The organism is Ruegeria sp. AD2(2025), assembly GCF_056542385.1.
The window spans coordinates 400,575-426,389 of sequence record NZ_JBQFZS010000001.1; the positions used below are offsets into that span (position 1 = coordinate 400,575).

The following is a 25,815-nucleotide window of genomic DNA, read 5'->3' on the forward strand; positions in this document are numbered from 1 at the left end:
TGGATTTCCCCCTTTGACTCTTTGTCGCGCAGGGCGCACCATCGCGCCCGTCAATCACAGGGAGTTACACGATGTTCACCCGTTTTCTGGCCTCGGCCGCGGTTCTGGGCCTGACAGCCGGCATGGCGGCAGCCGAATACAAGCTGACCATTCTGCACACCAACGATTTCCACTCGCGCTTTGAGCCGATCAACAAATATGACAGCGCCTGCGGCGAGGAAGACAATGCCGAGGGCAAGTGCTTTGGCGGCTCGGCACGTCTGGTCACTGCTGTCGAAGAGGCGCGGGGGCGGGCCGAAAACTCGATCCTCGTGGACGGGGGCGACCAGTTTCAGGGCTCGTTGTTCTATACCTATTACAAGGGTAAGGTCGCGGCCGAGTTCATGAACAAGCTGGGTTACGACGCGATGACCGTGGGCAACCACGAGTTTGATGACGGCCCCGAGGTTCTGCGCGGCTTTATCGATTCGGTCGATTTCCCGGTTCTGATGTCGAACGCCGATATCCGCGACGAAGAGCTGTTGACCGACAAGATCAAGAAATCCACCGTGATCGAGGTGGGTGGCGAGAAGATCGGCCTGATCGGCCTGACGCCGGAAGATACCCACGATATCGCCTCGCCCGGTCCGAACATCACCTTCTCGGACCCGGTTCCGGCCGTTCAGGCCGAGGTCGATAAGCTGACCGGCGAGGGCGTGAACAAAATCATCGTGCTCAGCCACTCGGGCTATGGCGTCGATCAGCGGGTGGCGCAGGAAACCACCGGCGTTGACGTGATCGTGGGCGGGCATTCGAACACCTACCTGTCGAACACCTCGGACAAGGCCGCCGGGCCGTATCCGACCGTGGTGAACGGGGTGCAGATCGTGCAGGCCTATGCCTATGGCAAGTTCCTGGGTGAGCTGAACGTGACCTTCGACGATGACGGCCATGTCGTTTCCGCCGTCGGAGAGCCGCTGATCATGGATAACACCGTGACCGAAGATCAGGCAGCGCTGGACCGGATCGCCGAACTGGCGGTTCCGCTGGACGAGATTCGTAACAAGGTGGTGGCCGAGGCCTCGGCATCGATCGAAGGGGACCGGTCGGTCTGTCGCGTTCAGGAATGCGAGATGGGCAACCTTGTGGCAGACGCCATGCTGGCGCGGGTCGCCGATCAGGGCGTTCAGTTGGCGATCGCGAATTCGGGCGGGCTGCGCGCTTCGATTGATCCTGGTGAGGTGACGATGGGCGAAGTGCTGACGGTTCTGCCGTTCCAGAACACATTGTCGACCTTCGAGATCAGTGGTCAGGGGGTCATCGACGCGTTGGAAAACGGTGTAAGTCAGGTCGAAGAGGTCAAGGGCCGTTTCCCGCAGGTCGCAGGCATGACGTTCACCTGGGACCCTTCAGTTGCCCCCAATGAGGGTCGGGTCACCGAGGTGCTGGTCGCCAAGGAGGACGGTTTCGAGCCGATTGACCCGGCGGCGACTTATCTGGTGGTCACCAACAACTATGTCCGCAATGGCGGCGACGGGTATGATGTGTTCTCGGGCGACGACAAGAATGCCTATGATTACGGCCCCGATCTGGCGGATGTGACGGCAGAGTATCTGGCCGAAAACGCGCCGTACCAGCCCTATCTGGACGGTCGTATCAAACAGAAATGATCTGACCTTAGTACGTCGAAGGCCGCCCACTGGGCGGCCTTTGTCGTTCAGTCGAACGCATATTCCGGCCAGAGCGTCGGGTCGAGGCCGTCCAGCATCGGCCGCAGGTGGCCAGCTACATCCCGCCAGCGCCCGATGGAACCGGTCGAGATTTTCCGGCGCACCTGATCTACGCTGGCCGTACGCACTGGACCGGTGTTCTTTTCGGGGTGCAGCATCCGCTGATCCCAATCGATACCGCAGAATTCGGCGACCGCCCGGCTGTGGGTTTCGGGATCGGTGACGAGATCTTCGTAGCTGACGGTCAGGATGCGGTCGGCGAACAGCAGGTTCCAATGCGCCATGTATCGCCGGTACAGGTTGGCCGAGTGCGCAATCGCTCCAAGATCGGACGTATAGCGCATCCTGAGGTTCGGAAAGCGTCGGGTCCATTTCGACAACCCCACATCGCGCGGATCCCGCATCATGTTGATCACCCGGGCATCGGGAAAGGCGGACAGAAGGAAGCCGACCTGCTGATAGTTATGCGGCATCTTGTCGACAAAGGCTGTGGCTCCTTCGGGCAGGGGCGGCATCATCTTGCGATAGTGCTGCGCAAACTCTGCAGCAGCAGTCGTGTCGAATGCCTCACCGGTCTCAAGGACCGGCTGCGACAGGTCGGCGGCTAGTGAGAGCTCACCGCACCCGGCGATGTTTGGCGCGGCGCTCAGCATCATCTCCATCAGCGTGGTGCCTGAACGGGGTTGGCCGATCACGAATATGGGTCGCGGGCCGGGGGTTGCCTCGGCCGCGGTTGGTGACGCGTCTGCCGGGAACAGGTCGCGGATGGCTTCGTACGATTTCTCCTCCGCAGCGGGGTTGTAGGGATTGGTTTTGTTTTGGGCTGCGTTGGCGCGTGCGAACTGGGGCAGCGCCGCATCAAGACCGGCGCTGCGCGCTGTCAGATACGCCTTTGCAAATTCAAGCACCTGATCGACGTGATCACTCGTCGCGATTGCCGCGTCGACGGCTTTAGCCAGGTCTGCAATCCGGCTGTCGTCGGCGCCTGATGACAACTGATAGAGGACCGGCGCGCTTTTGGGGTTGGCCTCGAACATTTCCCACAGGATCGCGTCGGCCCCATCCTTGTCGCCCGCCTGATGCAGGTCGATGGCCTGCTGCAGGGCAATATCCTCATTCTGCGGTGCCAGCGCATAGGCACGTGCAATATCTTGCGTGCTTTGTTCGACAAAGCCGATGCGCCCATAGGCGCGGGCGCGGGCCGACAGCAGATCGGCATTGTCGGGATCCTTCTGCAGCTTTTGCGAGGCATGATCGATGATCATCTGCCAGTTCTGCCCCTTAAGCTGGATTTCGTCGATCACGCGCAGCAATTCCCGGTTGTTGGGAAACTGCCGAAGCTTGTGTTCGGCATAAGACAGCGCCCGCGGAATCTGACCGGTCTGCATCAGCGCATTGGCCAGATTCTCAGCGAATTGCGCATTGTGGGGGTTCATCCGGGCGGCTTCGGCGAAATGCGGGATGGACTGTTTGTACCGCTTCATCTCGGTCAGCACGAAACCCGCAATCGCGTGATAGTCGGCATCCCCGGGGAATTTCTTGATCCCAAGCTGCGCCTTTTTCAGCGCCTGAGGCAGCTTGCCCGCCTCAAGATCGCTCAGCGCCTTGTTCTTGAGGGAGTTCGCCTGTTTCTGTGACATCTCACTCCGCCCCCGTATTTCTGAAAACCCGATGCCTCTGGTTCATTGACCCAAGCGAAGCGCGTTTGCAACAGCGCCTTTCGCCCGGGCAAGCGCGCGGCATTCTTCCCTTTCTCCGGCGCACAGGTTAGACCGCTGATATGGCTCTAACATTTTCCGACCTGCCGCAGCTTTATACCCATGGTTTCGACACCGTGATCGACGTGCGCAGCCCGGCGGAATTTGCCGAGGATCACTTGCCCGGAGCCATCAGCCTGCCTGTTCTGAACAGCGAAGAACGCGCGCGGGTGGGTACGACTTACGTGCAGCAAAGCCCGTTTCTGGCGCGCAAACTGGGCGCTGCGCTGGTGTTTCGCAACGCCGCCAACCATATCGAAACCAGCCTGAGCCACCATGAAGGCGGCTGGCGGCCTCTGGTCTATTGCTGGCGCGGCGGGCAGAGGTCGGGCTCGTTCACGTGGATGCTGCAGCAGATCGGCTGGCGGGCCGAGGTGGTCGATGGCGGTTATCGCACCTATCGCAGGCTGGTGAACCGGTATCTCTATGACGATCCGCTGCCGCATCGGCTGGTGGCGCTGGATGGGTATACCGGTACGGCCAAGACCGATCTTCTGGCGCACCTGCAGCGGCAGGGCGTTCAGGTTCTTGACCTTGAGGGGTTGGCCAATCACCGGGGCTCGCTGCTGGGTGAAATGCCGGGCGGGCAACCCAGCCAGAAGGCGTTCGAGTCAGCACTGGCCCGGGCGCTGTGCGCGCTTGATCCCGCCCGCCCGGTCGTGGTCGAGGCCGAATCCTCGAAGATCGGCACCCTGATCCTGCCGCCTAGCCTATGGGCGGCCATGCGGGCCGCGCCAAGGGTGGTGGTTTCCGCGCCGATCAGCGCGCGAACGGCCTATCTGGTGGCGGCCTATGATGACATATTGTCCGACAGCGACCGCCTGCGCGAGCGGTTGTCGCCATTGCGCACTCATCGCGGGCATGAGGTGGTAGATGGCTGGCTGGCTTTGATCGACGCTGGTGACAAACGGGCGCTGACGCAAGCCTTGATGGAACAACACTATGACCCGGCCTATGCCAAATCCAGCCGCACCCGGACAGCGGGCATTCTTGCCGGGATCGAAGCCCCAGCGCTTGACGACAGGGGCCTGTCGGCCACGGCTGCGCAGATTGCGCAGGTCCTGGATCAGCTTTGAAGCCGCACTCCGGGCTCCCGATCCACATGCCCGATGACGGCGGCGGGATAACCTGCTGCCAGCAGCGCGGCGCACAGGGCTTCGGCCCGATCTGCCGGGACCGCGGCCAGCAGGCCACCGGCGGTTTGCGGATCATATAGCAGGTCGGCCTTGCCCCCGTCGGGCAGGTCGGGCGTGATCGCGCGGTTGTCGGGATAAAGCGTCGAGCGGATGCCCCTTTGGCTCAGCTCCAGCGCGCCCTCCATCACCGGGATCGCACCCAGATCCAGTGTTGCGCCACAGCCTGAGGCCTCGCACATGCCGTGAAGGTGGCCGGCCAGACCAAAGCCGGTGACATCGGTCATGGCGTGAGCATCCTGCAGCAGACGCGACGCGTCCCCTTGCGGTTGGACCATCTGTGCAAAACCCGCAGCGACCCAGGCCCCTTCGGCCTGTCCGGCCATTTCGGCGGCCATCAGGACGCCGCTGCCCAGGGGCTTCGTCAAGATCAGGGCATCGCCGGGCTGTGCGCCGCCCAAGGTGATCGGCTCTGCCTCGCACAGGCCGGTTACGGTGAACCCGATGGTCATCTCATCGCCCAGAGAGCTGTGGCCGCCGACGATCTCGGCCCCGGCGTGGCGCATTGCGTCGCTGGCGGTGGTCATGATTTCGGCCATTGTGCGCTGCTGCAGCTCTGCTGACATCCGGGGCAGGATGATGGTCGCGGTGGTGGCCTGCGGTTGCGCTCCCATGGCCCAGATATCGCCGAGCGCATGGACAGAGGCGATCCGCGTCATCAGCACCGGGTCGTCGGTGAGGCTGCGCAGATGATCCGAGGTCATGACCTGCCGCGCGCCGCCCGTCGTCAGCAAGGCCGCGTCATCCCCGGGCAGAGGCGTCACGTCCGGCCTGTCCGGCGCGGGCAAGTCTCGCAGCGCAGCCTGCAGCGCGCCGCGCCCGATCTTGGCGCCGCAACCGCCGCACATCGGCTTGTCACCCAACACCTCGTGCATCCCGGCGGCGCGCAGCCGGGGCAGGGCGGGGGGCTGCATCTGCGGCAGGTCGCGGAAACGGTTCATGAAGCTTTGGTCGATGTGGTTCTTCCATTTCCACATCAGCGGGCCGCTGAACGATGTGCCCAATCGTTCGGCCAGCGCGGATTTGCCGCCCAGCGAGATCAGTTTCAGATAATCTTTCTGCGGCGAATAGCGACGCATTCTGCCTGCACCCAAAGCGGCCCTGAGATTGTCGAACAGAACCGGGGCCTCACGCACCGCGTACACACCGGCCTTGGGGCGGGGGTTTTCGGCCAGATGGGCGCAGTCTCCGGCGGCGAAAATGACCGGATCGCTGGACTGCAGATAGCCGTTCACGCGGATATAGCCGTCGTGCAGGTCCAGACCGCTGTTGGCCATCCATTCGTAGGGTCGGGCTCCGGCGGCTCCGGTTATGAAATCGGCAGGGATCGTTCGGCCATCGGTCAGTTCGATCTGCCCGGCCGAGATTTGCTTGATCGCCGTTTGCTCAAGCACCTCGATCCCGAGGTCCTGCATCGCTTGTCGGATCGTGGCAGCGGCCTTGGGCACTGTCGCGGTCAGGGCCGTGGCGCTGTCAATCAACGTCACCTGCGCGCTGCGCCCCTTGCCGCGCAGGGCCTGCGCCATCGCCATGACCAATTCGACACCTGCCACTCCGCCGCCGATGACCGCCACCGCTGCGGGACCAGACCCGCCGAGATAAGCGGCCCATTGCGCCGCAAAGGGACCCAGAGGCTTGGCCGGAACCGCGTGTTCGGCGAAACCCGGCAGGGCGGGCATGTCGGACGTGATGCCTACATTGACCGAGGCCACGTCAAACGCCACCGGCGGACGACCGGGCACGTGGACCTGACGCGCGTCGGGGTCGATCCCGTCAACCGCGCCCAGAATGACGCGGGCACCGGCAAAACGGGCCAGCCGGACCAGATCGATATCCAGCTCCCACCGGTCATAGTGACCGGCGACAAAACCCGGTAGCATTCCGGAGTAAGGCGCGGTGGGGCCGGGATTGATCACGGTCACGCGCGCGCCGGGCAGCGGGTTCATGCCCCATTTGCGCAGCAGCAGCGCGTGGGTGTGGCCTCCGCCTATCAGAACCAGATCGCGGGTCAGGGGCAGCGGAGGTCTGTGCATGGCTTCTCAGTTCGTGCTGTGGTCTGGGACGTCCTCGACCTGCTCGACCGCGTGGGTGGCCCAAAGCTCATCCTCGCCCGCGTCCGGCAGATCGCTGGGCTTTTCATGGCGGTGAATGTGCCATTTGGCAATGAACAGGGCCGTGATTGGTGCGGTCAGGAACAGAAACAGCGTGATCAGCAGCTCATGCAGGGAAAGATGCTGTTCGATCAGAACCGAATGACAGATCGAGGCAAGCAGCACTCCGCCCACGCCCAGCGTGGTCGCCTTGGTCGGCGCATGCAGGCGCGACATGGGGTCCTTCAGCTTGATCATACCAAACGATCCGACAAAGCCGAAAATGCCCGAGACGATCAGGAAGAAGGCAATCAGCAGTTCAAAGATGGTCTCCATGCCGCCCTCACTCGATGATGTTGCCGCGCAGCATAAAGCGCGCATAGGCCACGGTTGAGACAAAGCCCAGCATGGCGATGATCATCGCGGCTTCGAAGAAAATCTCGGTGCCCAGCTTCAGGCCGTAAAGGATCATCAGAGCGATGGTGTTGATGACCATCGTATCCAGCGCCAGAACGCGGGTGCCGACCCCGTCGGCGGTGATGATCCGCCACAGGCACATCATGATGGCGGCTCCGAAGCAGGCGAATCCAAACGAGATGGCATAGGTCATGATCATTCGAAAATCTCCATCAGACGGCGCTCATAGCGGTTTTTGATCTCGTCGCGCACCGCGTCGGGGTCGGGCGCGTCAAGGCAATGGACCAGCAGGTTGTGGCCTTGGGCAGACAGGTCGCAGCTGACCGTGCCGGGGGTCATTGTGATCGTTCCGGCCAGCACGGTGATCGCCTCGGGGGTGCGCAGTTCCAGCGGGACGCAGACCCAGTTCGGGCAGCGGTCGGCGTCGCGTTTGAACAGGATGATGCGGGCCACGGTGATGTTGGCCATCACGATATCCCCCAGCACCACCAGCATGTATTCCACCACCATCGGCCAGTTGCGCAGCTTGGGGCGGTCGGGCCAGTAGGGTTGGGTGATGAAGGGGATGATGATGCCAAGGATCAGCCCGAACACCAGCGAGTTCAGCGAAGGTTTGTTCGCCAACAGCATCCACACGACCGTCAGCAGGAAGGTCAGATGCGGGTGGGGAAATATCCGGTGCAGCAGCTTCATTACTCTTCCCTTCCCAGAACGGCGGAGATGTAGTCATCCGGAGTGAACAATTGCGTGGCGGTCTTGCTGGCATAGTTCAGTGCGGGGCCTGCGAACAGCGTCAGCAGGACGAGGCCCAGAACGGTGCCGAATATGGCAGTGAAGGCCAGCCCGGGCTGAGGTTCGGGGGCAGCCTGTGACCGGGCCCCCTCGTCGTTGTCGGGGTCCGGTTCGGGGGTGTACCGCGCGTCGTGGCTTTTCCAGAAGATCAGCGCCCCGGCCCGCGCCAGACCGACGATGGTGACGAACGACCCGATCAGCACCACCGCCCAGATCGCATTGGCATCTGGCGCACCGCGCGATGCGTCCAGTACCAGCAGCTTGCCGATGAACCCCGACAGCGGCGGCATACCCGCCAGCGCGATGGCCCCCACGAAAAACAGCGCCGAGATCAGCCCGCTTTGCGGCATCGGCGGTTTGGGGGCGATGGCTCCGCCCTGACGGGTGATCACCAGATCAGCGACGAGGAACAGCAGCGCGGTCGCCAGTGTCGAGTGGAAGATGTAGTACAGCGCGGCGGCGGTGGCGGCCTCGGTGAACAGCGAAATGGCGATTAGCAGCGTGCCCATCGACGCGATGGCGCAGAACGCCACCATGCGCGCGATATGCTGCGCGCCTAGGATGCCGATTGTGCCCACGGCCAGCGTCAGCAGGGCAGCGGGTTGCAGCCAGTCGCCGACCAGCCCCTCGGTCACGGCGACGTCCGGGCCGAAGGCCAGCGTATAGACCCGCAGGATCGAATAGGCTCCGACCTTGGTCATGATTGCAAACAGAGCGGCCACGGGCAGCGGTGCGTTGGCATAGCTGGCGGGTAGCCAGAAATGCAGCGGCAGGACGGCGGCCTTGATGCAGAACACCAGCAGCAGCAGCACCGCACCGACCCGCAGCAGGGCGGTATCGTCAGCGGGCAGTTCGGCCACCCGCGCGGCGATATCTGCCATGTTCAGCGTGCCGGTCACCGCATAGATCGTGCCCAGCGCAAACAGGAACAGGGTCGAGCCCAGCAGGTTATAGGCCACGTACTGTACGCCTGCCTTCAACCGCACCGCGCCGCCTCCGTGGGTCATCAGGCCGTAGGACGCGATCAGCAGCACTTCGAAGAACACGAACAGGTTGAAGGCGTCGCCGGTCAGGAAGGCTCCGCATACGCCCATGAGCTGAAAGTGGAACAGCGCGTGGAAATGCTTGCCCCGGTCATCCCAGCCCGATGCAATGGCATACAGCACAATCGGCAGCGCCAGCAGCGCCGTCAGGGTTACCATCATGGCCGACAACCGGTCCAGCACCAGCACGATGCCAAAGGGCGCGGGCCAGTCGCCCAGTTCATAGACCTGAATATCACCGCCCGAAGCCTGCGCGGTGATGGTCAGCGCGATGCCCAGCAGCCCGACCACACCGGCGACCGAGAAGATGCGCTGCAGGTCCAGATGGTACCGCAGGACCATGATGATGAAGGGGGCCAGAATTGCGGGCAGAACGACCGGCGCAACGATCCAGTGGTTCATGCGTCTTCTCCCGGCGCGTCCACGCTGTCGCTTGCGGTCATGTCGATATGGTCATCCTTTGAGGATAGATAGGCGCTGAGCGCGATCATAACGATCACCGCCGTCATCCCGAACGAGATCACGATGGCCGTCAGCACCAGCGCCTGCGGCAGGGGGTCCGTATAGGGGACCTCTTCGTATTTGTTCAGAACGGCGGGCGCATCCAGCGCCAGCCGTCCGGTAGCGAACAGGAACACGTTCACCGCATAGGTCAGCAGCGACAGGCCCAGAATGACGGGAAAGGTGCGGCGACGCAGGATCAGAAAGATCCCGGCAGCGGTCATCACGCCTACGGCAGAGGCTACGAGCGCTTCCATCAGGCGGGCTCCTTCTCGTTGTCTTTATCTTCTTCCGGAGGGTCGTCCCGCAGCGGATTGATATCCATCGGGAACTCTTGTGCCATACCGGGTTGCCATGCGAACCGCGACAGGCTGTCCAGCGCCAGCATCACCGCGCCCAGAACCGCAAGGAACACGCCGGTGTCGAACAGAATGGCGGTGGCCCATTCGAACTCTTCCAGCGGTGGCCAGTGCAGATAGCCGAAATCGCTGGTCAGGAATGGACGCTCGTTGAACCATGCGCCCAGACCGGTGGCGGCGGCGATCAGCACACCCCAGCCAATCGAGCCGTGATAGTAGAACCGCTGCCGTTCGATGGCCCAGGTATAGCCGCTGGCCATGTATTGCATCAGGAACGCGATGGCGACGACCAGACCGGCGATGAAGCCGCCTCCGGGCTGGTTGTGGCCGCGGAAGAAGATATAGGCCCCGACCATCAGCGCCAGCGGCATCATCATGCGGGTTGCCACGACCATCATCAGCGGATGCGAATCCCCCGATTGCGGCCAGTGGGGTTTGCGGTTCAGCAGATAGCTGCGGACATTGGTGCCCAGAACCGCCTCGGTCAGGGCAAAGATGATCAGCGCGGCGATGCCCAGAACGATGATCTCGCCAAAGGTATCAAAGCCCCGGAAGTCGACGAGGATCACGTTGACCACATTAGTCCCGCCGCCGCCTTTATACGAGTTCGCCAGATGGAACTCGGAAATCGTCGGAAAGGCAAAATCCCGCAGCATCAGCGCATAAATCAGAGCGCCCGAGCCGATCCCGGCCACCACCGAGATTGCCGCGTCGCGCCAGCGCCGGGCGGCGGTGCTGTCCCACGGGGTCTCGGTCGGAAGGAAGTTCAGCGACAGAAGCAGCAGGATCATCGTCACCACCTCGACCGAGATCTGCGTCAGGGCAAGGTCGGGGGCCGAGAGATAGTTGAACGCCATCGACACGATCAGGCCGACGACCCCGATCAGCACCAGCGACAGCAGGCGGTTGCGGTGGAACCACATGATCGCCAGCGTCGCGCCCACCAGACAGATCCAGCCGATGATCGGAATGATCTGCGCGGGCAGCGGCACCCGTGTTTCGACGCCAATGGTGCCGGTGGAATAGGCATAATAGCCCAACCCGACCGTGAACGCGATCAGGATGATGGCATAGCGGCTGATGACGCCGTTATGCAGCTCGTCGGTGATCCAGCGGCTGACGCGGGTCAGGGCCTCGATGATCGCCTCGAAGATGACCTTGGCCTCGGGGCGGGGCAGCGCGTTCCAGACCTGCTCGGCCCGGCGGTGCAGCGACAGCAGGAACAGACCGCCCAGCGTGGCCACCACCGACATATACAGCGCAGGCGTAAATCCGTGCCACAGTTTCAGCGAGTAATAGGGCAGCTTCTCGCCGCCGATCACCGCGCTGGACACGACGGCCACCAGCGGACCGACAATGGCTGCAGAGTTGAGGCCGATCAGGACGACCAGCACCACAAGGAACGCGGGTGCCAGCCACAGACCCACCGGTGGGTCATGGGGATGCGCGGGATAGTCGTCCCGCTCGGGGCCCAGAAAGACATGGCCGACGAAGCGGAAGGAATACGCCGCCGAGAACAGCGCTGCCAGTAGCGCCAGCCCGGGAACCAGATAGTGCGAATGCAGCCAGGTGGTGTGGACGGTCTCCTCTAGCATCATCTCTTTTGACAGGAACCCGTTCAGCGGCGGCAGGCCCGCCATCGACAGCGCGGCAATCGTGCCGATGGTAAAGGTGATCGGCATCAGGTGCCGCAGCCCGCCCAGCCGCTTGACATCGCGCGTGCCGGTTTCGTGGTCGACAATGCCAGCTGTCATGAACAGCGCCGCCTTGAAAGTGGCGTGGTTGATGATGTGAAAGATCGCGGCCACGGCAGCGAACTTGGTGCCAAAGCCCAGCAGCATCGTCACCAGCCCCAGATGCGAGACGGTGGAAAATGCCAGCAGCGCCTTGAGGTCATCCTTGAACAGCGCAATCACCGCACCGATGAGCATAGTCACCAGACCTGTGGTTGCGACGATATAGAACCACGCGTCGGTCCCCGCCAGAACCGGCCACATCCGCGCCATCAGGAACAGCCCGGCCTTCACCATCGTGGCCGAGTGCAGATAGGCCGATACTGGTGTCGGAGCGGCCATCGCGTGCGGCAGCCAGAAGTGGAACGGGAACTGTGCAGACTTGGTGAAACAGCCGAGCAGGATCAGGATCAGCGCGGGCAGGTAATAGGGCGAGGCCTGGATCAGCTCTTTGTTCTGCAAAATGACGCTCAGGTCGTAAGACCCCACGATATTGCCGAGGATCAGCATCCCTGCGATCATCGCCAGCCCGCCCGAACCGGTCACGGCCAGCGCCATCCGCGCGCCCTGACGGCCCTCGGGCAGGTGTTTCCAATAGCCGATCAGCAGGAATGAGCTAAGCGATGTAAGCTCCCAGAAAATCAGCAGAAGAAGGATGTTGTCGGACAGGACAATGCCGACCATCGCGCCCTGAAACAGCAGCAGATAGGTATAGAACTGCCCCATCGGGTCTTCGCGCGACAGGTAGAACCGGGCGTAGAGGATGATGAGCAGGCCGATCCCCAGAATCAGCAACGCGAACAAAAAGCCCAGACCGTCCAGCATGAAGTTCGCATTCAGCCCTAGCCCGGGTATCCAGTCGAACCGGGCGGTCACCACGTCGCCGCGCATGACGCTGGGGATGTGGATCAGCAGTCCCATAAGGGCCAGAAAAGTAGTTAATCCCGCCGCAGATGCTGCTGCGTTTCGTCCTGCCCGGATCAGGAGGGCCGGAAAGACAGCTCCGAGGAAGGGAAGGGCCGCGATAAGGAATAGGGACAAGTGCGATACTCCGGTCTGGGCGGTCAAACTAGTCCTGATTTTGTAGGGAAAAATTACCAACTGTCCAGTGATCGGGCTATTTTTTCGCAGACCATGACTAGGATTGAGACTGCTGTTGAGGGATGACGCGATCTTGAACGGGTGCCGCGAACAGGGCGGCGAAATGAGGCGCGGGTTGTGATATGACCCGTGGTGATGACAGGAGATCTGGCGTGGCCGCACAAGTGAACAGAACCCGCCGTTGGGCATTATTCGGGATTGGTGTCGCCATCGCTGCCGGTTTTGCGATCCGCGAATATAGGCTGATCCCTCCGGCCTACGCCGGTGGGCGGCTCTCGGTGACCGAAGCCCGCGATGGCGCGGTTGAAGGCTCGGTTGTCCTGATCGACATCCGTACACCTCGGGAATGGCGTGCGACCGGTGTGGGCGAGGGGGCGTATCCTCTGGACATGCGCCGCGACGACTTCGTGCAGGCGCTGGATCGGATCACCGGCGGCGACCGGTCCGCCCCGATCGCATTGATCTGCGCGCGTGGGGTGCGCTCGGCGCGGATGAGCAATCAACTGACGCAGGCCGGATTCACCAATATCATTGACGTGCCCGAGGGGATGCTGGGTTCGGCCGCCGGGCCCGGTTGGGTGCGGGCTGGCCTGCCGGTCAGCGAGTACAAAGAGGATAAGTGATGCGTGTAAAGCTTTGGCTGGCTTTGGGATTTGCGTTTGCGGGACAGGCCGGTCAGGCCGCTTGCGGTGATCAGGATGGGATGTGCCAGACGGACGCCGGCTACTACCAGATCGAACTGCCCGCCGCCGAAAACCCGCCGCTTGTGGTGTTCCTGCACGGGTATGGCGGCACCGGCACGGGGACGCTGAAGAACCGCTCGATGGTCGAGCCGCTGCTGGAACGTGGTTATGCCGTGATGGCCCCGGAAGGGTCCGAGCGGAATGGCCGCCAAAGCTGGAACTTCTTTCCCGGCTGGGAAGGCCGGGATGAGCCCGCCTTCCTGACCGAAGTGGTGCAGGACGCCGCCAGCCGCTTTGGCGTTGATCCCGACCGCGTGGTACTGAGCGGATTTTCGGCGGGCGCGTTCATGGTCTATTACCTCGCCTGCGCCGCGCCCGATGCGTTTTCGGCCTATGCGCCTGTCTCGGGTGGATTCTGGAGGCCACATCCCGTCTCGTGCCAGGGGCCTGTGCGTCTTTTCCACACTCATGGCTGGACCGACAACGTTGTCCCGCTTGAAGGGCGCATTCTGGGCGGTGGCCGGTTCCATCAGGGTGATATCTTTGCCGGTCTGGAAATCTGGCGCGTTGCCAACGAATGCGCCGATACCAAGCCCGGAGGCTTTGGCACCACGGGCCCGTTCATGCGCCGCAAGTGGAACCGCTGCGCCGAGGACAGCGCATTGGAATTTGCGCTGTTTCCGGGCGGTCATTCGGTGCCAAAAGGCTGGGCCGACATGATGGTGGACTGGTACGAGGATCTGCCGGCCGAGTGATCATTCCGCTGGGGTAATGACACCCTTGCCTTCGATCAGCCGCTTCAACTCATCCCGATACCGCCGGGCCGAGCGGGTGATGGCGGGCTCGCTGACATCTTCGCGCATCCCGACCATGCGGCGCGCGGTGCCCGCCGACACACCGCTGAGTGCGGACAGCGGGATGGCCAGCGCAAGGCTGATCGCAATCGGGGCCAGCCAGACCGAGACCAGACCAGCGAGGATACCGACGCTCAGCGCCACGCCGCTGACAGTTTCCAGCGTATGACACAGGATCAGCGTGCGCAGCCCGTAGCTGCCACCGTCGCGCGCCTGCGGGGACCAGCCCTTTTGCAGGCCCAAGGCGGTGCGGAACACGGCGATCATCTGCTGCACCATCAGGATCGGGGCATAGAGGATCGACAGAACGACCTCGGACAGGAACGAGGTGAAGAATTTCCGCGTGCCGCCGAACTCGGAATAGCGCACACCGCTGAGGGGCAGGGCCGCAACGCCCAGAACCTTAGGGGCCAGCAGCATCGCGTACATTACGAGAATGATCAGCACATGGCGGGTTTCGGACATCTCGGGCCATTGCGGGAACAGCGGGTTGTCCGGGCTGAAATAGTGCAGGACCGAGGCATCCTCGCCCTGACCGATCAGCGCCCACATTACCAGTAGCGCGAACCACAGCGGCGACATCAGATAGCCGACCGCGCCGTGGAACATATGGAACCGAGACACCGCGCGGAAACCGGTCGAGCCCAGCAGCTTCAGATGCTGCAGGTTACCCTGACACCAGCGACGGTCGCGCATGGCGTGGTCGATGAGGGTGGGTGGTGTTTCTTCATACGACCCGCGGATGCGCGGCAGGAACCGCACGGCCCATCCGGCACGGCGCAACAACCCGGCCTCGACAAAATCGTGGCTCATGATCAGCTTGTCCTGCCCGCTGAACGAGCGCAGCTTGGGCAGGCCCGCGCTGGAGGCGAAGGCGCGAGTGCGGATGATGGCGTTGTGGCCCCAATAGTTGCCCTCTTGCCCGCACCAACGGGCGAGGCCCTCGGCGAAGGCGATGCCATAGACACCATTGGCGAACTGCTGCATCCGCGCAAAGACCGATTGTGCACCGATCAGTTGCGGATAGCTTTGGATCAAGCCTGCGCCCGGATCGCGCGCCAGCGCGTCGGTCAGGCGGGTGATTGCACGACCGGTCATCAGGCTGTCGGCGTCCAGCACCAGCATTGCATCCCAATCCGCGCCCCAGCGGCTGACCCAATCGGCGATGTTTCCGACCTTGCGGTCAGTGTTCTCAGGACGGCGGCGGTAATAAAGCTCCAGACCGGGGGCCAGCGTGGTGCGCAGCGCCTCGACGCTGGCCTGTTCCTGCGCAGCGATCTCGGGGTCGCGCGTGTCGGACAGGATGAACATAGCATAGTGGTGCTGACCGCCGCGTTTCTGCAGGTCTTCCAGCATCGTGCGGGCATTGCCCAGCACGTTCCACGGCACCTCGTTATAGACCGGAGTCAAAAGCGCAACGCGCAGGGGCTGCGGGCGGGTTTCGCGCTTGGGCTGCTCTTGCCGGGACAGCGACACCATGCCCAGCAGCACAGTGCAGACCGTGAAGGAAATCCAGAAGAAGTTGAACGAGATCAGCGTCAGCAGGATGCCTTCGACCAGATTGATCCCTTCGGCGCTGAACCAATCGGACATGACCCAGAGCAGACCCAGAGCCGCCGCCATAGCGGGGGAAAAGGCCAGCGCACGCCAGAACCCGGACGAGGGTTTACGCCCCCCCGCAGGCACCTGCGCGTCGCGAAAGCCCTGCGCAAAACTCTGCGCGGGCATCGCCAGCGGGGCCTCGGGTGGCATGATATGCAGATCGCGGCTCATGTGGTCCAACGGTAGAGCCACACCTCAGAGGCGGGCTGTTTGTCTTTCAGAAGCTGCGCGCGCAGCTCAACATAGGTGCGGTCCCCCGGCTCAAACGAAAACGCCAGCCGCAGACCGCCGGTATCGGGGTTGCGCTGCAGCACACCGTCAGAGGTTTCGGCATGCGGCGAGTCGACAAAAATGCTGATGGCCTCGGGGTCCTCAAACAATTCGCTGTCTTCGAAATCGATCACGGCCAAACGGCCTTCGCCGAACGTGTTGTCGCCCATGGCTGTGTTGATCACGCGCGGCATCGGCGTGCGCTGCGGTTCCTCACCCCAGATCAGGCGATAGGACAGGTCAATCTGGCTGCCTGCGGCGTAGGGCTCCATCGGACGCCAATAGGCGACGATGTTGTCATAGATCTCTTGATCCGCCGGGATTTCGACCAGCGTGACGGTGCCTTTGCCCCAATCGCCATTGGGTTCGACCCACAGGCCGGGGCGTTTGTGATAATTCGCCTCAAGGTCCGCATAGTCCGAGAACTTGCGTTTCCGCTGCATCAGGCCAAAGCCGCGCGGGTTGGTGTCGACGAAAGACGAGATTTGCAGGCGGGTCGGGTTGGCTAGTGGTCGCCACAGGACTTCTCCGGCGCCGTTGCGGATCAGCAGGCCGTCGCTGTCGTGGACGGCGGGGCGGAAATCGTCGAAGCGGCTGTGGTTGGTCTGGTCGAACAGGAACATCGACGTACCGGGCGCGATGCCGACATGGGGCAGTTCGGTGCGCGGAAACAGCGTCGCTTCGACATCCATTACGCAGTCTGCTCCGGCGGTGACGTTGAAGCGATAGGCCCCGGTGACGCTGGGGCTGTCCATCAGGGCGTGGACCACCATGTCGCGCTGACCGGGTTTGGGACGTTCCAGCCAGAAGCGGATGAATTCGGGGAATTCCTCGCCATCCGGGTCGCCGGTTTTCAGGGCCAGACCACGGGCCGAGAGGCCATAGACCTCGTGCAGACCAATGGCGCGGAAATAGCTGGCCCCTTGCCAGACGCAGAATTCATCGGTCTCACCCGGTCGGTGCATCTCGGTCCGCAGGCGCAGGCCCGAGAAGCCCAGCGTGTCGTCGATCGGCAGTTGCGGCACGTCTTCGGATTTGTCGAACATCGCCAGATCGAAGGCGACCGGTGTCGTCATCCCGTCCTCGACCGTGTGCACCTTGACGGTTCGCGGGAAATAGAGGCCCGGGGTGAAGAAATCGACGTTGAAAGGCGTCTCGGTCTCGTACCACAGCGCGCGATCCAGCCGGAACCGGATGGATCGGTACTGCTGGTATGTCAGGTCCTGCCATTCCTGCGGGACCATCTCACGCTCGGCATAATCGCGGCTGGCCAGATCGCGGGCCATGGCGATGACATCATCACGGCTGAACGGGGTCTCTCCGCCCGTGGCATAGGCAGCCGGGGCGAAGGCCAGAGCCGTTGATGAGGCGAGAAATGCGCGACGGGTAAAATTCATTTCTTCGATTTCCAAGGATGGGACTTAAACCACGCGGCCAGATAGGCCACACCGATGATCATGGCAAAGCCAATCATGTTAGCGACAAAGACACTGGCAACATCCCGCCCACTCAGGTCCAGTCCGACGCCGATAAGCCGTGCTGCTGCCATGGAAAATACGAACACCGCCAGTGATTGCTGACCCACTTTGGTGATCACGGTCAGCAGGACCTGCCATACCCGCGCAGCCGCGCTATGGCCGGTGGCGATCAGGCGATGGCCGTGCTCTCCGGCGACGACCCAGCCCAGATAGGCCAGCGACAGGAAGTGCAGATAACGGAACAGGCCAAAGTCGGTCTTGTCGCGGAACTCTTTCGTGACCGGCCAGACCTTGCGAATTTCATCCGCCAGATCGGGCGCTGCAGCATTGATCCAGGTGAACACTTTCCACGACCCAAACGGCATCGAGAAGATCAGGAACAGCGCCGCCGCCCAGATCAGGGTTTTCGACACCGGAGGGGCCGGGATCCATCCGCGCATGAAGGCAAAACCGGTGAAGAACAGCAATTGCCAGCCAAACGGGTTGAAGAACCACTGACGATCCGACCACGGCTCGGCAGGCAGGGCCAATACACCTGTCTGCGCCACCAGCCAGATCGTGACCGAGGCCAAGGCCGCGGCCCAGAACCCGATCCGGTGCAACCCCATGAACAACGGCATCATCGCCAGAACCACCAGATACATTGGCAGGATGTCAAAGTAATTCGGCACATAGGTCAGGGTGAACAGCCCCACGATCTGCGAGGCCGGGTCGTTGAAGAAATGCTGCAGGTTCAGGGAGGAGATATAGTTTTTCTCGAACAACCCGCTTTCGTTCAGCGCAGCCATGGACATAGCGACGAAGAAGAACAGGCAGATATGCGCCCAGTAGACCTGCCAGATGCGGAACGTCACGCGGGCGGTGCCCATCCACCATCCCTTGCGCATGAACGCGCCGCCAAAGGCGATGGCCGAGGCCATGCCCGAACAGAACACAAAAATCTCGGTCGCGTCCGAAAATCCGAACCGGGCGGGAATCCACTTGGCCCATGGGTCGTTGGGGATATGAGCGATCAGGATGATGAACATCGCAATGCCGCGATAGAAATCCAGACGCGGATCGCGCGTACGGGCAGGGGTGGCTGCCGCAGAAGCCACCGGAGCAAAATCAGAAGCGGGCGATGCAGTCGCCATACAGTTCTGTCCTTCTTGGTCTTTTTTGTTGTTATTCGGCTGGGACGCTTTGTGCGTCACCGCTGTCGCGTGCGGCCTCGATCAGAGCGCGGCGGGCGAGGGCATAGTTGTCTTCGCCTCCTGCACGTTTGGCGCGGCGGTCGTCCAGGATGTGCTCGACCTCATCCAGACGGCCGGCGCGCAGGCCGGAATCAATTGTGATGCGCTCGAATACATCACGTTGGGCGTGGCTGCCACCCGCCAGTTGCATCCCGCCGCGCGCATTCGACAGGAAATCAAAGGCTTGACCGTAGAGCCCGTCTCCGAACGCCTCAAGCCCCTTGGCTGCGGCGATGCCGGGGTCGGACATGCGAATGGGCGTGTCGCCTTGATTGCGCTGGGCGTCCTTCTGGATACGCTGCAACATCTTGCCAGTCGCATCCGAGCGGTTGTCACCGGTCAGGGCCAGCAAGTAATGCAGGTCAGCAAAAATCAGGCAGCCGTCTTCGGTGCGCGCAGCACTGAGGTCAGCCAGTTCTTCCCAGCGGCCACCGACATCGATCCCCTCAAGCTCCATCCGGGACAGAAGTGAGGTGGCGTTCGAAATATCGCGGTAATCGTCAGTTTTGTCCTGACGAATATGGTGGTCGTAAAGTTCCATCACCTGATCGACCTGACCCAGATCCAGATGCATCAGCGCCTTGTGCCACCAGACGTGATAGCGGAAGTTGTTGCAATGCGCCCAGGCATCCTCGCGCCCCGCCAGCCAGTCCAGACCAAGCTGTGCGTTGCCCGTCATTTCATGCACATGCGCAACCGCGTGCAAGCCCCAGGCATCATCTGACACCATCCACAGCGCCTGACGTCCGGCGATCTCGGCCTTCTCGTACGCTCCCGTTTCCTCCAGCGCGAAAGAGTGGCAGCCCAGCAGGTAGCCGCGACCGGCGTGATTTGGCTCATAGGCGGGCATCACACGTTCAATCGACCGGCGCATCCCCTGCGCGTCGCCCAGAACAAACCGGGTGGCATGGCTGAGCTTCATCGCCAGTGTGTCTGTGGGGTGCGCCCGCAAGATCTCTTCGAATTTCTGCACCGCCTGCGAGGGCAGGTCCGCCATGTAGAGCGCCAGTGCGTCGACATACAGCCTTTCGCGCGCCGAGACTGGCTGACGTTCCATCGCAGCATTGGCGGCCGTCAGCGCTTCGGCGGCAACGGCGATCATCTCGCGCCGGCCCAGCAGAACCATGAACAGACCTTTGACCGCATGACCCAGCGCAAAATCGGGCTCAAGCTCGAGCACCTTGCCCAGATGCTGAGGCGTGACAGCCGCGTGCGCCATGAACCCGAGCAGAACACCATTCCAGGCCTCGACACTGGCGGGCTGGCTCAGGGTGTTCATCTGTCCAAAAACGTCTTGTTTCATGCTCGGGGTCCAATCTGGTTGCGATTATTACACTCTACGACTTAGCAGAGTGTGCAGACGCGTCGTATCAGTATCGACCCTGCTCTCGAATTGGTGAAAGCCCGTGTGTGCAAAAAGCGAAAAAAACCGCCGATTCAACGGCATGTTTCAGCAACTTGCTGCCGAATTAGGCGGAGTGTTTCAATCGTCGAAGGGGTTTTCGGCGCTTAGAACCGCATCGGTATCAGCCCCGCAGACCGGCGGTGCGCTGCGATATGTTACAGGCGTACGCGACAGGTTCAGCGGATTCCCGATCAGATTGACCTTGCCCGGTTCGGCCTGCATCGAAATCTGCATGCCCCGCGCGGCAACCTGATCGGTGGCAAAGACCTGATCCAGCGTCTGCACCGGCCCGACCGGGACTTTCAACTCTTCCAACCCTGCGATAACCGCCTGCGTCTTCAGCGCCAGCAAGCCGGGGCGGAGGATGGTATTCAGGGCCTCTCGATGAGCCAGGCGTTGCGGGTTTGTTGCAAATTTCGGATCATCGGCGAGCTCAGATCTTTCGATGAAACTGCAAAATCTTTTGAACTGACTGTCATTTCCGACGGCCAGAATCACATGCCCGTCGGCAGTCTGATAGACGTCATATGGCACAATGTTTGGGTGCCCATTGCCGCGCCGCTGGGGTACGTCGCCTGACGTCAGATAGTTCACGCCCTCATTGATCAGCCACGCGATCTGCGCATCAACCAGAGCCAGATCGATCTGTTGCCCTTCACCAGTCTGATCCCGGTGGCGCAGCGCGGCGAGGATGCCGACACAGGCATACATGCCGCACATCACATCCGCGATCCCGACGCCGACCTTCATCGGTGACCCTTCGGGATCACCCGTCAGGGACATGACCCCTCCGTAGCCTTGCGCCATAAGGTCATAGCCGGGCTTGCTGGCATTTGGTCCGGTCTGCCCGTAGCCCGAGATTGAGCAATAGACGAGGCTGGGGAACTCCTGCGAAAGAGTGGCATAGTCGAGCCCGTACTTCGCCAGCCCGCCGGGTTTGAAATTCTCGATCAGGATATCCGCATGGGCCGCCAACCGCCGGATTTCGGCCTGACCTTCGGGGGTTGCAATATCCAAGGCCACGGATTTCTTGTTACGGTTCGAGGACATGAAATAGGCGCTCAGGTCAGATCGGTTGCCGTCCGCGTCCTCGACATAGGGCGGGCCCCATTGCCGCGTATCGTCCCCTCCGGTGGCGGGGTTTTCGATCTTGATGACCGTTGCGCCAAGATCGCCCAGCAACTGCGTACAGGTCGGCCCGGCCAGGATGCGACTAAGGTCCAGAACCTTGACGCCCTTCAGCGGTCCCTCAGATGCGGCCATCATATCCCCCACGCTCGATCTCCGCGGCAATCACTGTGAATTTGTCCGCTTTTACAGCATCTTCCAGCGCAGAGCGCAACTCGGATCGGGTGCGTACAGTATGGCCATAACCGCCAAAGGCGCGGCCCATGGCGGCAAAGTCGTGACGGTCGAAGTCAACCCCGCGATTGCCCATCTGGCGCTGGCGTTGCTTTAGCTCGATCAGCGCAAGACTGGCGTCGACAAAGATCAGAAAGATCGGGTTGCCGCCCAGCTCAGCGGCAGTCGAAAGCTCTCCGGCGACCATCAGGAACCCGGCATCGCCCGAAAAGCTGATCACGGGGCGGTCGGGTTCAGCCAGTTTCAGGCCGATCGCCATCGGCACCGCGCAGCCCATGGTGCACAGCGCCGAGGACTGGATCAGCCCGCGCTCCTCGGTGCATTGCCACATCTGGCTGAGAAGAATGCGATGCGCGCCACTGTCGGCGGTGGCCAGCGTTTCGGCGGGCAGAGCGGCGCGGGTCTCGGCGATGATCGCTGCTGGTCCCCAGTCTTCATCCGTCGGAAAGGCCTGCGCCAATGCGGCCTTGACCTGCGCGGGTTCTCCGCCCGGCCACGTCGCCCGGGCAGGGTTGCCCTTGGCGATGGCCTCAAGCGTGGCACCGGTATCGGCAACCAGATTCAACCCGGACTGATGCATATAGTGATCGTTGACCACTGCCGAGATGTCGATGACGCGTTTGTCTTCGGGGTCCCAAATCTCGCGCCAGCCGGGGCGCATTTCGATCGGGTCATAGCCCAGACACAGCACCAGATCGGCCTTTTCCACCAACGGCACCAGATGTTTGTCGGCCAGCGGGGACAGCCCCGCGCCGCCCAGACACAAAGGGTGATCCTCGGGCACCACGCCTTTGGCTTTGTAGGTGGTCACGAAGGGAATACTGAAATGTTCCAGAAACGCCTGCACCACCGAGCGCGAGTCGTCATACAGGACATCCAGCCCGACAATGGCGATGGGCCGTTCGGCCTCGGCCACCCAGCGGCGGGCCTTTTCTAGGCATTCACCCTCGGGCGCGACGGGGGCGACCTTGGCCAGACGGCGGCGTTTCACATGCGCCACGCGGGTATCGGCGACTGAAATCGGCACGTCGATATGGACCGGGCCGGGGCGCGGCTGGTTGGCCAGCGATACGGCCTTGTCAGCAATGATATCAGCACCCTCGGCCGTCAACATGAACGTACCCTTGGTGATCGAGCGATAGACCTGCGCGTGGTCCATCACCTGATGGGTGTAGGTCAGCGCTTCGTCCGCGTCGACGCAGCCGGTCAGCACGATCATCGGCACCCGGTCCTGCAGCGCGTTGGCGACCACGTTGATCCCGTTCATTGCGCCGGGCCCCAGCGTAGCCACCAGAATCGCGGGCGCGCCGTCGCGGTGGTGGACCGCCTCGGCCATGAAACCGGCGGAATTCTCGTGTTTGGCCAGATGGAAGGTGATGCCTGCCTGCTCCAAAGCGTCCACCAGCGTCAAAACCTCTCCGCCCGGCATACCAAAGGCGTGGCGGCATCCGGCCTCGTATAGGCGTTGCGCCAACAGGTCCGCAGCGCGGGGGGACAGGTCCTGCATCACTCAAGCTCCGATCATCATGTCATGCTGCAGATTGCGGAGGACGCCCCCGGACGCAAGCAGGTTCACGTCAGTGTGACTATTTGACTGCGCTTTCCGCTACTGCCTGAAACTTGGTGTCCAGTTCCTCTGCGATCTCGCGCAGGGGATCTCCGCCCTCGTAGACGTAAGGCGCAAAGACGAAGCCCGGGGTCTTGTAGGACAGGGTTGCAGTGCCGTCGTCATTTTCGGTCACGTAGAACCGGATGGGCGCTTCGATCATGGCGTTGGTCGAGGTCTCAAGCACCCGCACTGCATAGTCGTTGTTAAACGCTCCGATCACCCGGTTGCCCGGAATGGTGATGCCGCGCGCGGCGGCGGCCTTGGTCGGACCCGCCTGCGTAACCACGATCAGCCCGTTTTCCTTGATGGCCGCTTTGGTGTCGTCGACCAGTTGGTCATAGCTCTTGTCGCTTGGAAAAACCGCCCATCCCGACAACGGCTCGGCCTCGTCCGCCAAGGCGGGCAGGGCCAGCAGGAAAAGTGCAATCCAGAACGCTTTCATGTCCGACCTCTTTTTCGGCAGCTATTGAAAGTGATGGCAGAAAAGCGCTGAAATCACACTCACAATCTCGTGGGGAAGTGTGCGGGTGGGGCTTGTGTTGGCTGGGCAGAGCGCCCAGAAACTCTGGGAGGCACCAAAGAATGGGCACGTGCATGGATCAGATTCGGCTGTCGATATGCAGCAGTTGCGCAGGTGAGCGCGACCCAGAGGCCGAACACCGCGCGGTCCGGGCCGCATTGCAGCGTGCGGGGCTGGCTGAGCGGGTTGATCTGGGTGTCCATGCCTGTTTCAGCAGTTGCGAGACGCCGGTGGCCCTGTCCCTGCAGGGGCCGGGGATGGCTTCTTATGTGTTCTCGGGGCTCGACCTCAGCGCCGATGCCGATGACATCGCTGCGACCTGTCGCACTTATCTGGACAGCCCTGCGGGCTGGATCGAAGACGCCCGGCCCTGCGGGCGGCTTCGGATGTGTCTGCGGGCACGGATACCCGCGTTTCAGTCCACCTGAACGGTAACCGAGGCCACCACAGGCGTGCCATCCACCGTCAGCGCGCTGTGGCTGTTGGCGTTCAGCGACACCTCGACCTCGACCGCGCCTTTGGGCAATTCGGCGATGTGCATCCAGTTGCCATAGAGCCGGGCCAGCTTCGCGCCGTTGACATAGACATGAGCATGGCCTTCGCCCGGCTGGTCCGCGCCCGAGGCGTTTTCGGGCGCAAAGCGGAAGTTCTGGGGCAAAACCTGCAGGTTCCAGCCGGACATCGGGTCAGGCGTCAGCACGATCTCAAGACCCGGCGCATCCGGTCCTGCGGGCAAGTTCACCGATTTGGAGTGATCATGCGCCATGGCCTCGGCCTGGCCGCTGCCGTGGTGGGCGGGATCGCCATGATCGTGGCCATCGAACGTGATCCCATTTCCCGCGGCCAGTACGAAACCTGCGCCGCCGCCAAAGACCAGACCGATTGCAAACAAAGCAAGTGAGCGGGACATTTCTTATCCTTGAAGCAAAAAGAAACGCGCCGGGCGGGGGCCCGGCGCGCAGTCGTTCAGATCTCAGGCCGTAGCCGTGGCGTGGTCGGCTTCCTTTTGCCAGAAATACCCAGCGAAAGAGCCCACCAGAACCCACGCCACCAGACCAACCCCAAATGCGCGGGCCGCGAACAGAGCGCCGATCTCGGTGGGGACAGGGCCGGTAAACACGTCCGGTTCCGGCGCACCGATCAGGTGCGGGGCCAACAGCAACAAGGCCGCGACCACATAGCTGACGATGTTGCCGCCAAAGGCGATCAGCCACAGGGCAATCGCGGCCGCTGCGACGGTGGCAAACCACCAGATCTGCCGTGCATAGACATCTGCCGCTGCAACGCCGGGTACCTCGGGGGCCAGCGTGAAGCCCGGGGCCAGATGGAAGGCAATGAACCCTGCCAGCCCCCACAGGACGCCCGTGCGGCCATCGATCTTGTGCCCCTGACCTTCGGCCAAGGACATCAAAGCCACCAGCACCAGCGCATAGCCGGTATAGGTCAGCATGGTGAAGATCACGCTCAGCGCGTCGCGGGTCAGGTCCGTGAACATGCCCGGCAGTTCGGGATGGGCCGAAACGGCCTCGGTCCCGAAATGGACCAGTTCACCAGATTCATAAAGTTCGGCGTGCAACAGAACAGGCTGCACAAATACAAGCTGCAGCAAGGCGGCAATCAGCCCCGCTGCGGCACCAGCGAACAACGCGCTGGTCAGAATGCGACTGAACATGGTCTCAGTGGCAGGGGAAGCCGGTGGCGTGACGGACGTCATGCGCCGCGTCATGCAGGGCGGCGGCCTGCACATGGCCGGTCAGGGTGATGATGCCCAGACCCAGCGCAACTGCGAAAAAGGCCGACAGTACGCCGGTACGTGCGCCCGAGACGGTTTGAGTTTGCGTCGTCATGTTTGGTCCTCCAGTGCCGTCGCACCCGACGGCTGGTGTTTCATTTGTCGCCTGGCAGGTCTCCTGGCTTGCGGGTCGATGCCTGTGTTCGCCTTCCCCCCGGAAGGCCGGGAGTGGCTGGTTGAACAAGGCTCACCGCTTACAGTCGCGGGGGCGGCTTTGGGTTTGACGGCTAGGGCAGTCGCACCAAATTCCCTCTTAGCTTGCCGGTATCTCCGGCAGGACCAGACGAGTCCATTTAGCCGCGAACATCGACAG

At 62.3% G+C, this 25,815-nt stretch carries 23 protein-coding genes and 1 riboswitch; of the genes, 5 read left to right on the top strand and 18 right to left on the bottom strand.

The window, feature by feature from the left end; genetic code table 11:
• The first annotated feature begins 71 nt into the window (after nt 1-71).
• Nucleotides 72-1,649 (top strand): bifunctional metallophosphatase/5'-nucleotidase, encoded by a 1,578-nt coding sequence (locus ACR1XV_RS01950; protein WP_480528596.1) that lies wholly within the window; start codon nt 72-74, stop codon nt 1,647-1,649.
• A 47-nt stretch (nt 1,650-1,696) separates the two neighbouring features.
• Here the strand turns inward: ACR1XV_RS01950 and ACR1XV_RS01955 are convergent, their stop codons facing one another.
• A complete protein-coding gene (locus ACR1XV_RS01955; protein WP_480528597.1) occupies nt 1,697-3,349 on the bottom strand; it encodes a tetratricopeptide repeat-containing sulfotransferase family protein in 1,653 nt (550 codons plus the stop codon).
• A 140-nt stretch (nt 3,350-3,489) separates the two neighbouring features.
• Between ACR1XV_RS01955 and mnmH the strand changes: the two genes are divergently transcribed.
• Nucleotides 3,490-4,542 (top strand): tRNA 2-selenouridine(34) synthase MnmH, encoded by a 1,053-nt coding sequence (gene mnmH / locus ACR1XV_RS01960; protein WP_480528598.1) that lies wholly within the window; start codon nt 3,490-3,492, stop codon nt 4,540-4,542.
• On the opposite strand, the gene selD is transcribed toward mnmH, so the two are convergent.
• From selD to ACR1XV_RS01995, 7 genes are read right to left on the bottom strand one after another with little or no spacing between them, the layout of a single operon-like run.
• Nucleotides 4,533-6,692, bottom strand: coding sequence for a selenide, water dikinase SelD (selD, locus tag ACR1XV_RS01965; RefSeq protein WP_480528599.1), 2,160 nt, complete (start codon nt 6,690-6,692; stop codon nt 4,533-4,535). The genes mnmH and selD overlap by 10 nt on opposite strands.
• Before the next feature lie 6 nt (nt 6,693-6,698).
• On the bottom strand, nt 6,699-7,085 hold the full coding sequence (locus ACR1XV_RS01970) for a Na+/H+ antiporter subunit G (protein ID WP_480528601.1): 387 nt from the start codon (nt 7,083-7,085) through the stop codon (nt 6,699-6,701).
• A gap of 7 nt (nt 7,086-7,092) precedes the next feature.
• Nucleotides 7,093-7,365 (bottom strand): K+/H+ antiporter subunit F, encoded by a 273-nt coding sequence (locus ACR1XV_RS01975; protein ID WP_480528602.1) that lies wholly within the window; start codon nt 7,363-7,365, stop codon nt 7,093-7,095.
• Nucleotides 7,362-7,859 carry a Na+/H+ antiporter subunit E gene (locus tag ACR1XV_RS01980; RefSeq protein ID WP_480528603.1) on the bottom strand — a complete coding sequence of 166 codons (498 nt, stop codon included), beginning with the start codon at nt 7,857-7,859 and terminating at the stop codon, nt 7,362-7,364. The genes ACR1XV_RS01975 and ACR1XV_RS01980 overlap by 4 nt, the downstream gene beginning before the upstream one ends.
• Nucleotides 7,859-9,403 (bottom strand): monovalent cation/H+ antiporter subunit D, encoded by a 1,545-nt coding sequence (locus ACR1XV_RS01985; protein WP_480528604.1) that lies wholly within the window; start codon nt 9,401-9,403, stop codon nt 7,859-7,861. The genes ACR1XV_RS01980 and ACR1XV_RS01985 overlap by 1 nt, the downstream gene beginning before the upstream one ends.
• Nucleotides 9,400-9,759 (bottom strand): Na+/H+ antiporter subunit C, encoded by a 360-nt coding sequence (locus ACR1XV_RS01990; RefSeq protein WP_480528605.1) that lies wholly within the window; start codon nt 9,757-9,759, stop codon nt 9,400-9,402. Before ACR1XV_RS01990 ends, ACR1XV_RS01985 begins: the two co-directional genes overlap by 4 nt.
• Entirely contained in the window at nt 9,759-12,635 is a 2,877-nt protein-coding gene (locus ACR1XV_RS01995; RefSeq protein WP_480528606.1) for a monovalent cation/H+ antiporter subunit A, read from the bottom strand. Before ACR1XV_RS01995 ends, ACR1XV_RS01990 begins: the two co-directional genes overlap by 1 nt.
• 182 nt (nt 12,636-12,817) lie before the next feature.
• Between ACR1XV_RS01995 and ACR1XV_RS02000 the strand changes: the two genes are divergently transcribed.
• Entirely contained in the window at nt 12,818-13,318 is a 501-nt protein-coding gene (locus ACR1XV_RS02000; RefSeq protein WP_480528607.1) for a rhodanese-like domain-containing protein, read from the top strand.
• Entirely contained in the window at nt 13,318-14,133 is an 816-nt protein-coding gene (locus tag ACR1XV_RS02005) for a CE1 family esterase (protein ID WP_480528608.1), read from the top strand. The genes ACR1XV_RS02000 and ACR1XV_RS02005 overlap by 1 nt, the downstream gene beginning before the upstream one ends.
• Here ACR1XV_RS02005 and mdoH read toward each other — a convergent pair whose 3' ends face one another.
• The 7 genes from mdoH to ACR1XV_RS02040 all read right to left on the bottom strand — a co-directional run bounded on the left by mdoH (nt 14,134) and on the right by ACR1XV_RS02040 (nt 23,632).
• Nucleotides 14,134-16,005, bottom strand: a complete 1,872-nt coding sequence (mdoH, locus tag ACR1XV_RS02010; protein WP_480528609.1) for a glucans biosynthesis glucosyltransferase MdoH — start codon at nt 16,003-16,005, stop codon at nt 14,134-14,136.
• Nucleotides 16,002-17,501, bottom strand: a complete 1,500-nt coding sequence (locus ACR1XV_RS02015; RefSeq protein ID WP_480528610.1) for an OpgD/OpgG family glucan biosynthesis protein — start codon at nt 17,499-17,501, stop codon at nt 16,002-16,004. Before ACR1XV_RS02015 ends, mdoH begins: the two co-directional genes overlap by 4 nt.
• Nucleotides 17,498-18,715, bottom strand: a complete 1,218-nt coding sequence (locus ACR1XV_RS02020; protein WP_480528611.1) for an OpgC family protein — start codon at nt 18,713-18,715, stop codon at nt 17,498-17,500. The genes ACR1XV_RS02015 and ACR1XV_RS02020 overlap by 4 nt, the downstream gene beginning before the upstream one ends.
• Nucleotides 18,716-18,746: 31 nt before the next feature.
• Entirely contained in the window at nt 18,747-20,117 is a 1,371-nt protein-coding gene (locus ACR1XV_RS02025) for a tetratricopeptide repeat protein (protein ID WP_480528612.1), read from the bottom strand.
• 180 nt (nt 20,118-20,297) lie between these two features.
• Nucleotides 20,298-21,482 carry a CaiB/BaiF CoA transferase family protein gene (locus tag ACR1XV_RS02030; RefSeq protein ID WP_480528613.1) on the bottom strand — a complete coding sequence of 395 codons (1,185 nt, stop codon included), beginning with the start codon at nt 21,480-21,482 and terminating at the stop codon, nt 20,298-20,300.
• Nucleotides 21,469-23,088 carry a thiamine pyrophosphate-binding protein gene (locus tag ACR1XV_RS02035; RefSeq protein ID WP_480528614.1) on the bottom strand — a complete coding sequence of 540 codons (1,620 nt, stop codon included), beginning with the start codon at nt 23,086-23,088 and terminating at the stop codon, nt 21,469-21,471. The genes ACR1XV_RS02030 and ACR1XV_RS02035 overlap by 14 nt, the downstream gene beginning before the upstream one ends.
• Nucleotides 23,089-23,167: 79 nt before the next feature.
• Nucleotides 23,168-23,632, bottom strand: a complete 465-nt coding sequence (locus tag ACR1XV_RS02040) for a DUF302 domain-containing protein (RefSeq protein ID WP_480528615.1) — start codon at nt 23,630-23,632, stop codon at nt 23,168-23,170.
• A 152-nt stretch (nt 23,633-23,784) separates the two neighbouring features.
• Between ACR1XV_RS02040 and ACR1XV_RS02045 the strand changes: the two genes are divergently transcribed.
• Nucleotides 23,785-24,138 carry a DUF1636 family protein gene (locus tag ACR1XV_RS02045; RefSeq protein ID WP_480528616.1) on the top strand — a complete coding sequence of 118 codons (354 nt, stop codon included), beginning with the start codon at nt 23,785-23,787 and terminating at the stop codon, nt 24,136-24,138.
• Here ACR1XV_RS02045 and ACR1XV_RS02050 read toward each other — a convergent pair.
• The 3 genes from ACR1XV_RS02050 to ACR1XV_RS02060 form a co-directional block, all read right to left on the bottom strand.
• Nucleotides 24,126-24,620 (bottom strand): hypothetical protein, encoded by a 495-nt coding sequence (locus ACR1XV_RS02050; protein WP_480528618.1) that lies wholly within the window; start codon nt 24,618-24,620, stop codon nt 24,126-24,128. The genes ACR1XV_RS02045 and ACR1XV_RS02050 overlap by 13 nt on opposite strands.
• A gap of 63 nt (nt 24,621-24,683) precedes the next feature.
• Nucleotides 24,684-25,382: a CbtA family protein gene (locus tag ACR1XV_RS02055; protein WP_480528619.1), complete on the bottom strand. Its 699-nt coding sequence runs from the start codon at nt 25,380-25,382 to the stop codon at nt 24,684-24,686.
• A 4-nt stretch (nt 25,383-25,386) separates the two neighbouring features.
• Nucleotides 25,387-25,557, bottom strand: a complete 171-nt coding sequence (locus ACR1XV_RS02060; RefSeq protein ID WP_480528620.1) for a CbtB domain-containing protein — start codon at nt 25,555-25,557, stop codon at nt 25,387-25,389.
• Between the two features lie 36 nt (nt 25,558-25,593).
• Nucleotides 25,594-25,801, bottom strand: a riboswitch (cobalamin riboswitch).
• Between the last annotated feature and the right edge of the window lie 14 nt (nt 25,802-25,815).

What these genes read in the sequence shown, in the direction of transcription:
- ACR1XV_RS01950 (WP_480528596.1), top strand. Translation starts at nt 72, where the DNA reads ATGTTCACCCGTTTTCTGGCCTCGGCCGCGGTTCTGGGCCTGACAGCC.
- ACR1XV_RS01955 (WP_480528597.1), bottom strand. Translation starts at nt 3,349, where the DNA reads ATGTCACAGAAACAGGCGAACTCCCTCAAGAACAAGGCGCTGAGCGAT.
- mnmH (WP_480528598.1), top strand. Translation starts at nt 3,490, where the DNA reads ATGGCTCTAACATTTTCCGACCTGCCGCAGCTTTATACCCATGGTTTC.
- selD (WP_480528599.1), bottom strand. Translation starts at nt 6,692, where the DNA reads ATGCACAGACCTCCGCTGCCCCTGACCCGCGATCTGGTTCTGATAGGC.
- ACR1XV_RS01970 (WP_480528601.1), bottom strand. Translation starts at nt 7,085, where the DNA reads ATGGAGACCATCTTTGAACTGCTGATTGCCTTCTTCCTGATCGTCTCG.
- ACR1XV_RS01975 (WP_480528602.1), bottom strand. Translation starts at nt 7,365, where the DNA reads ATGATCATGACCTATGCCATCTCGTTTGGATTCGCCTGCTTCGGAGCC.
- ACR1XV_RS01980 (WP_480528603.1), bottom strand. Translation starts at nt 7,859, where the DNA reads ATGAAGCTGCTGCACCGGATATTTCCCCACCCGCATCTGACCTTCCTG.
- ACR1XV_RS01985 (WP_480528604.1), bottom strand. Translation starts at nt 9,403, where the DNA reads ATGAACCACTGGATCGTTGCGCCGGTCGTTCTGCCCGCAATTCTGGCC.
- ACR1XV_RS01990 (WP_480528605.1), bottom strand. Translation starts at nt 9,759, where the DNA reads ATGGAAGCGCTCGTAGCCTCTGCCGTAGGCGTGATGACCGCTGCCGGG.
- ACR1XV_RS02000 (WP_480528607.1), top strand. Translation starts at nt 12,818, where the DNA reads ATGACCCGTGGTGATGACAGGAGATCTGGCGTGGCCGCACAAGTGAAC.
- ACR1XV_RS02005 (WP_480528608.1), top strand. Translation starts at nt 13,318, where the DNA reads ATGCGTGTAAAGCTTTGGCTGGCTTTGGGATTTGCGTTTGCGGGACAG.
- mdoH (WP_480528609.1), bottom strand. Translation starts at nt 16,005, where the DNA reads ATGAGCCGCGATCTGCATATCATGCCACCCGAGGCCCCGCTGGCGATG.
- ACR1XV_RS02015 (WP_480528610.1), bottom strand. Translation starts at nt 17,501, where the DNA reads ATGAATTTTACCCGTCGCGCATTTCTCGCCTCATCAACGGCTCTGGCC.
- ACR1XV_RS02020 (WP_480528611.1), bottom strand. Translation starts at nt 18,715, where the DNA reads ATGGCGACTGCATCGCCCGCTTCTGATTTTGCTCCGGTGGCTTCTGCG.
- ACR1XV_RS02025 (WP_480528612.1), bottom strand. Translation starts at nt 20,117, where the DNA reads ATGAAACAAGACGTTTTTGGACAGATGAACACCCTGAGCCAGCCCGCC.
- ACR1XV_RS02030 (WP_480528613.1), bottom strand. Translation starts at nt 21,482, where the DNA reads ATGGCCGCATCTGAGGGACCGCTGAAGGGCGTCAAGGTTCTGGACCTT.
- ACR1XV_RS02035 (WP_480528614.1), bottom strand. Translation starts at nt 23,088, where the DNA reads ATGCAGGACCTGTCCCCCCGCGCTGCGGACCTGTTGGCGCAACGCCTA.
- ACR1XV_RS02040 (WP_480528615.1), bottom strand. Translation starts at nt 23,632, where the DNA reads ATGAAAGCGTTCTGGATTGCACTTTTCCTGCTGGCCCTGCCCGCCTTG.
- ACR1XV_RS02045 (WP_480528616.1), top strand. Translation starts at nt 23,785, where the DNA reads ATGGATCAGATTCGGCTGTCGATATGCAGCAGTTGCGCAGGTGAGCGC.
- ACR1XV_RS02050 (WP_480528618.1), bottom strand. Translation starts at nt 24,620, where the DNA reads ATGTCCCGCTCACTTGCTTTGTTTGCAATCGGTCTGGTCTTTGGCGGC.
- ACR1XV_RS02055 (WP_480528619.1), bottom strand. Translation starts at nt 25,382, where the DNA reads ATGTTCAGTCGCATTCTGACCAGCGCGTTGTTCGCTGGTGCCGCAGCG.
- ACR1XV_RS02060 (WP_480528620.1), bottom strand. Translation starts at nt 25,557, where the DNA reads ATGACGACGCAAACTCAAACCGTCTCGGGCGCACGTACCGGCGTACTG.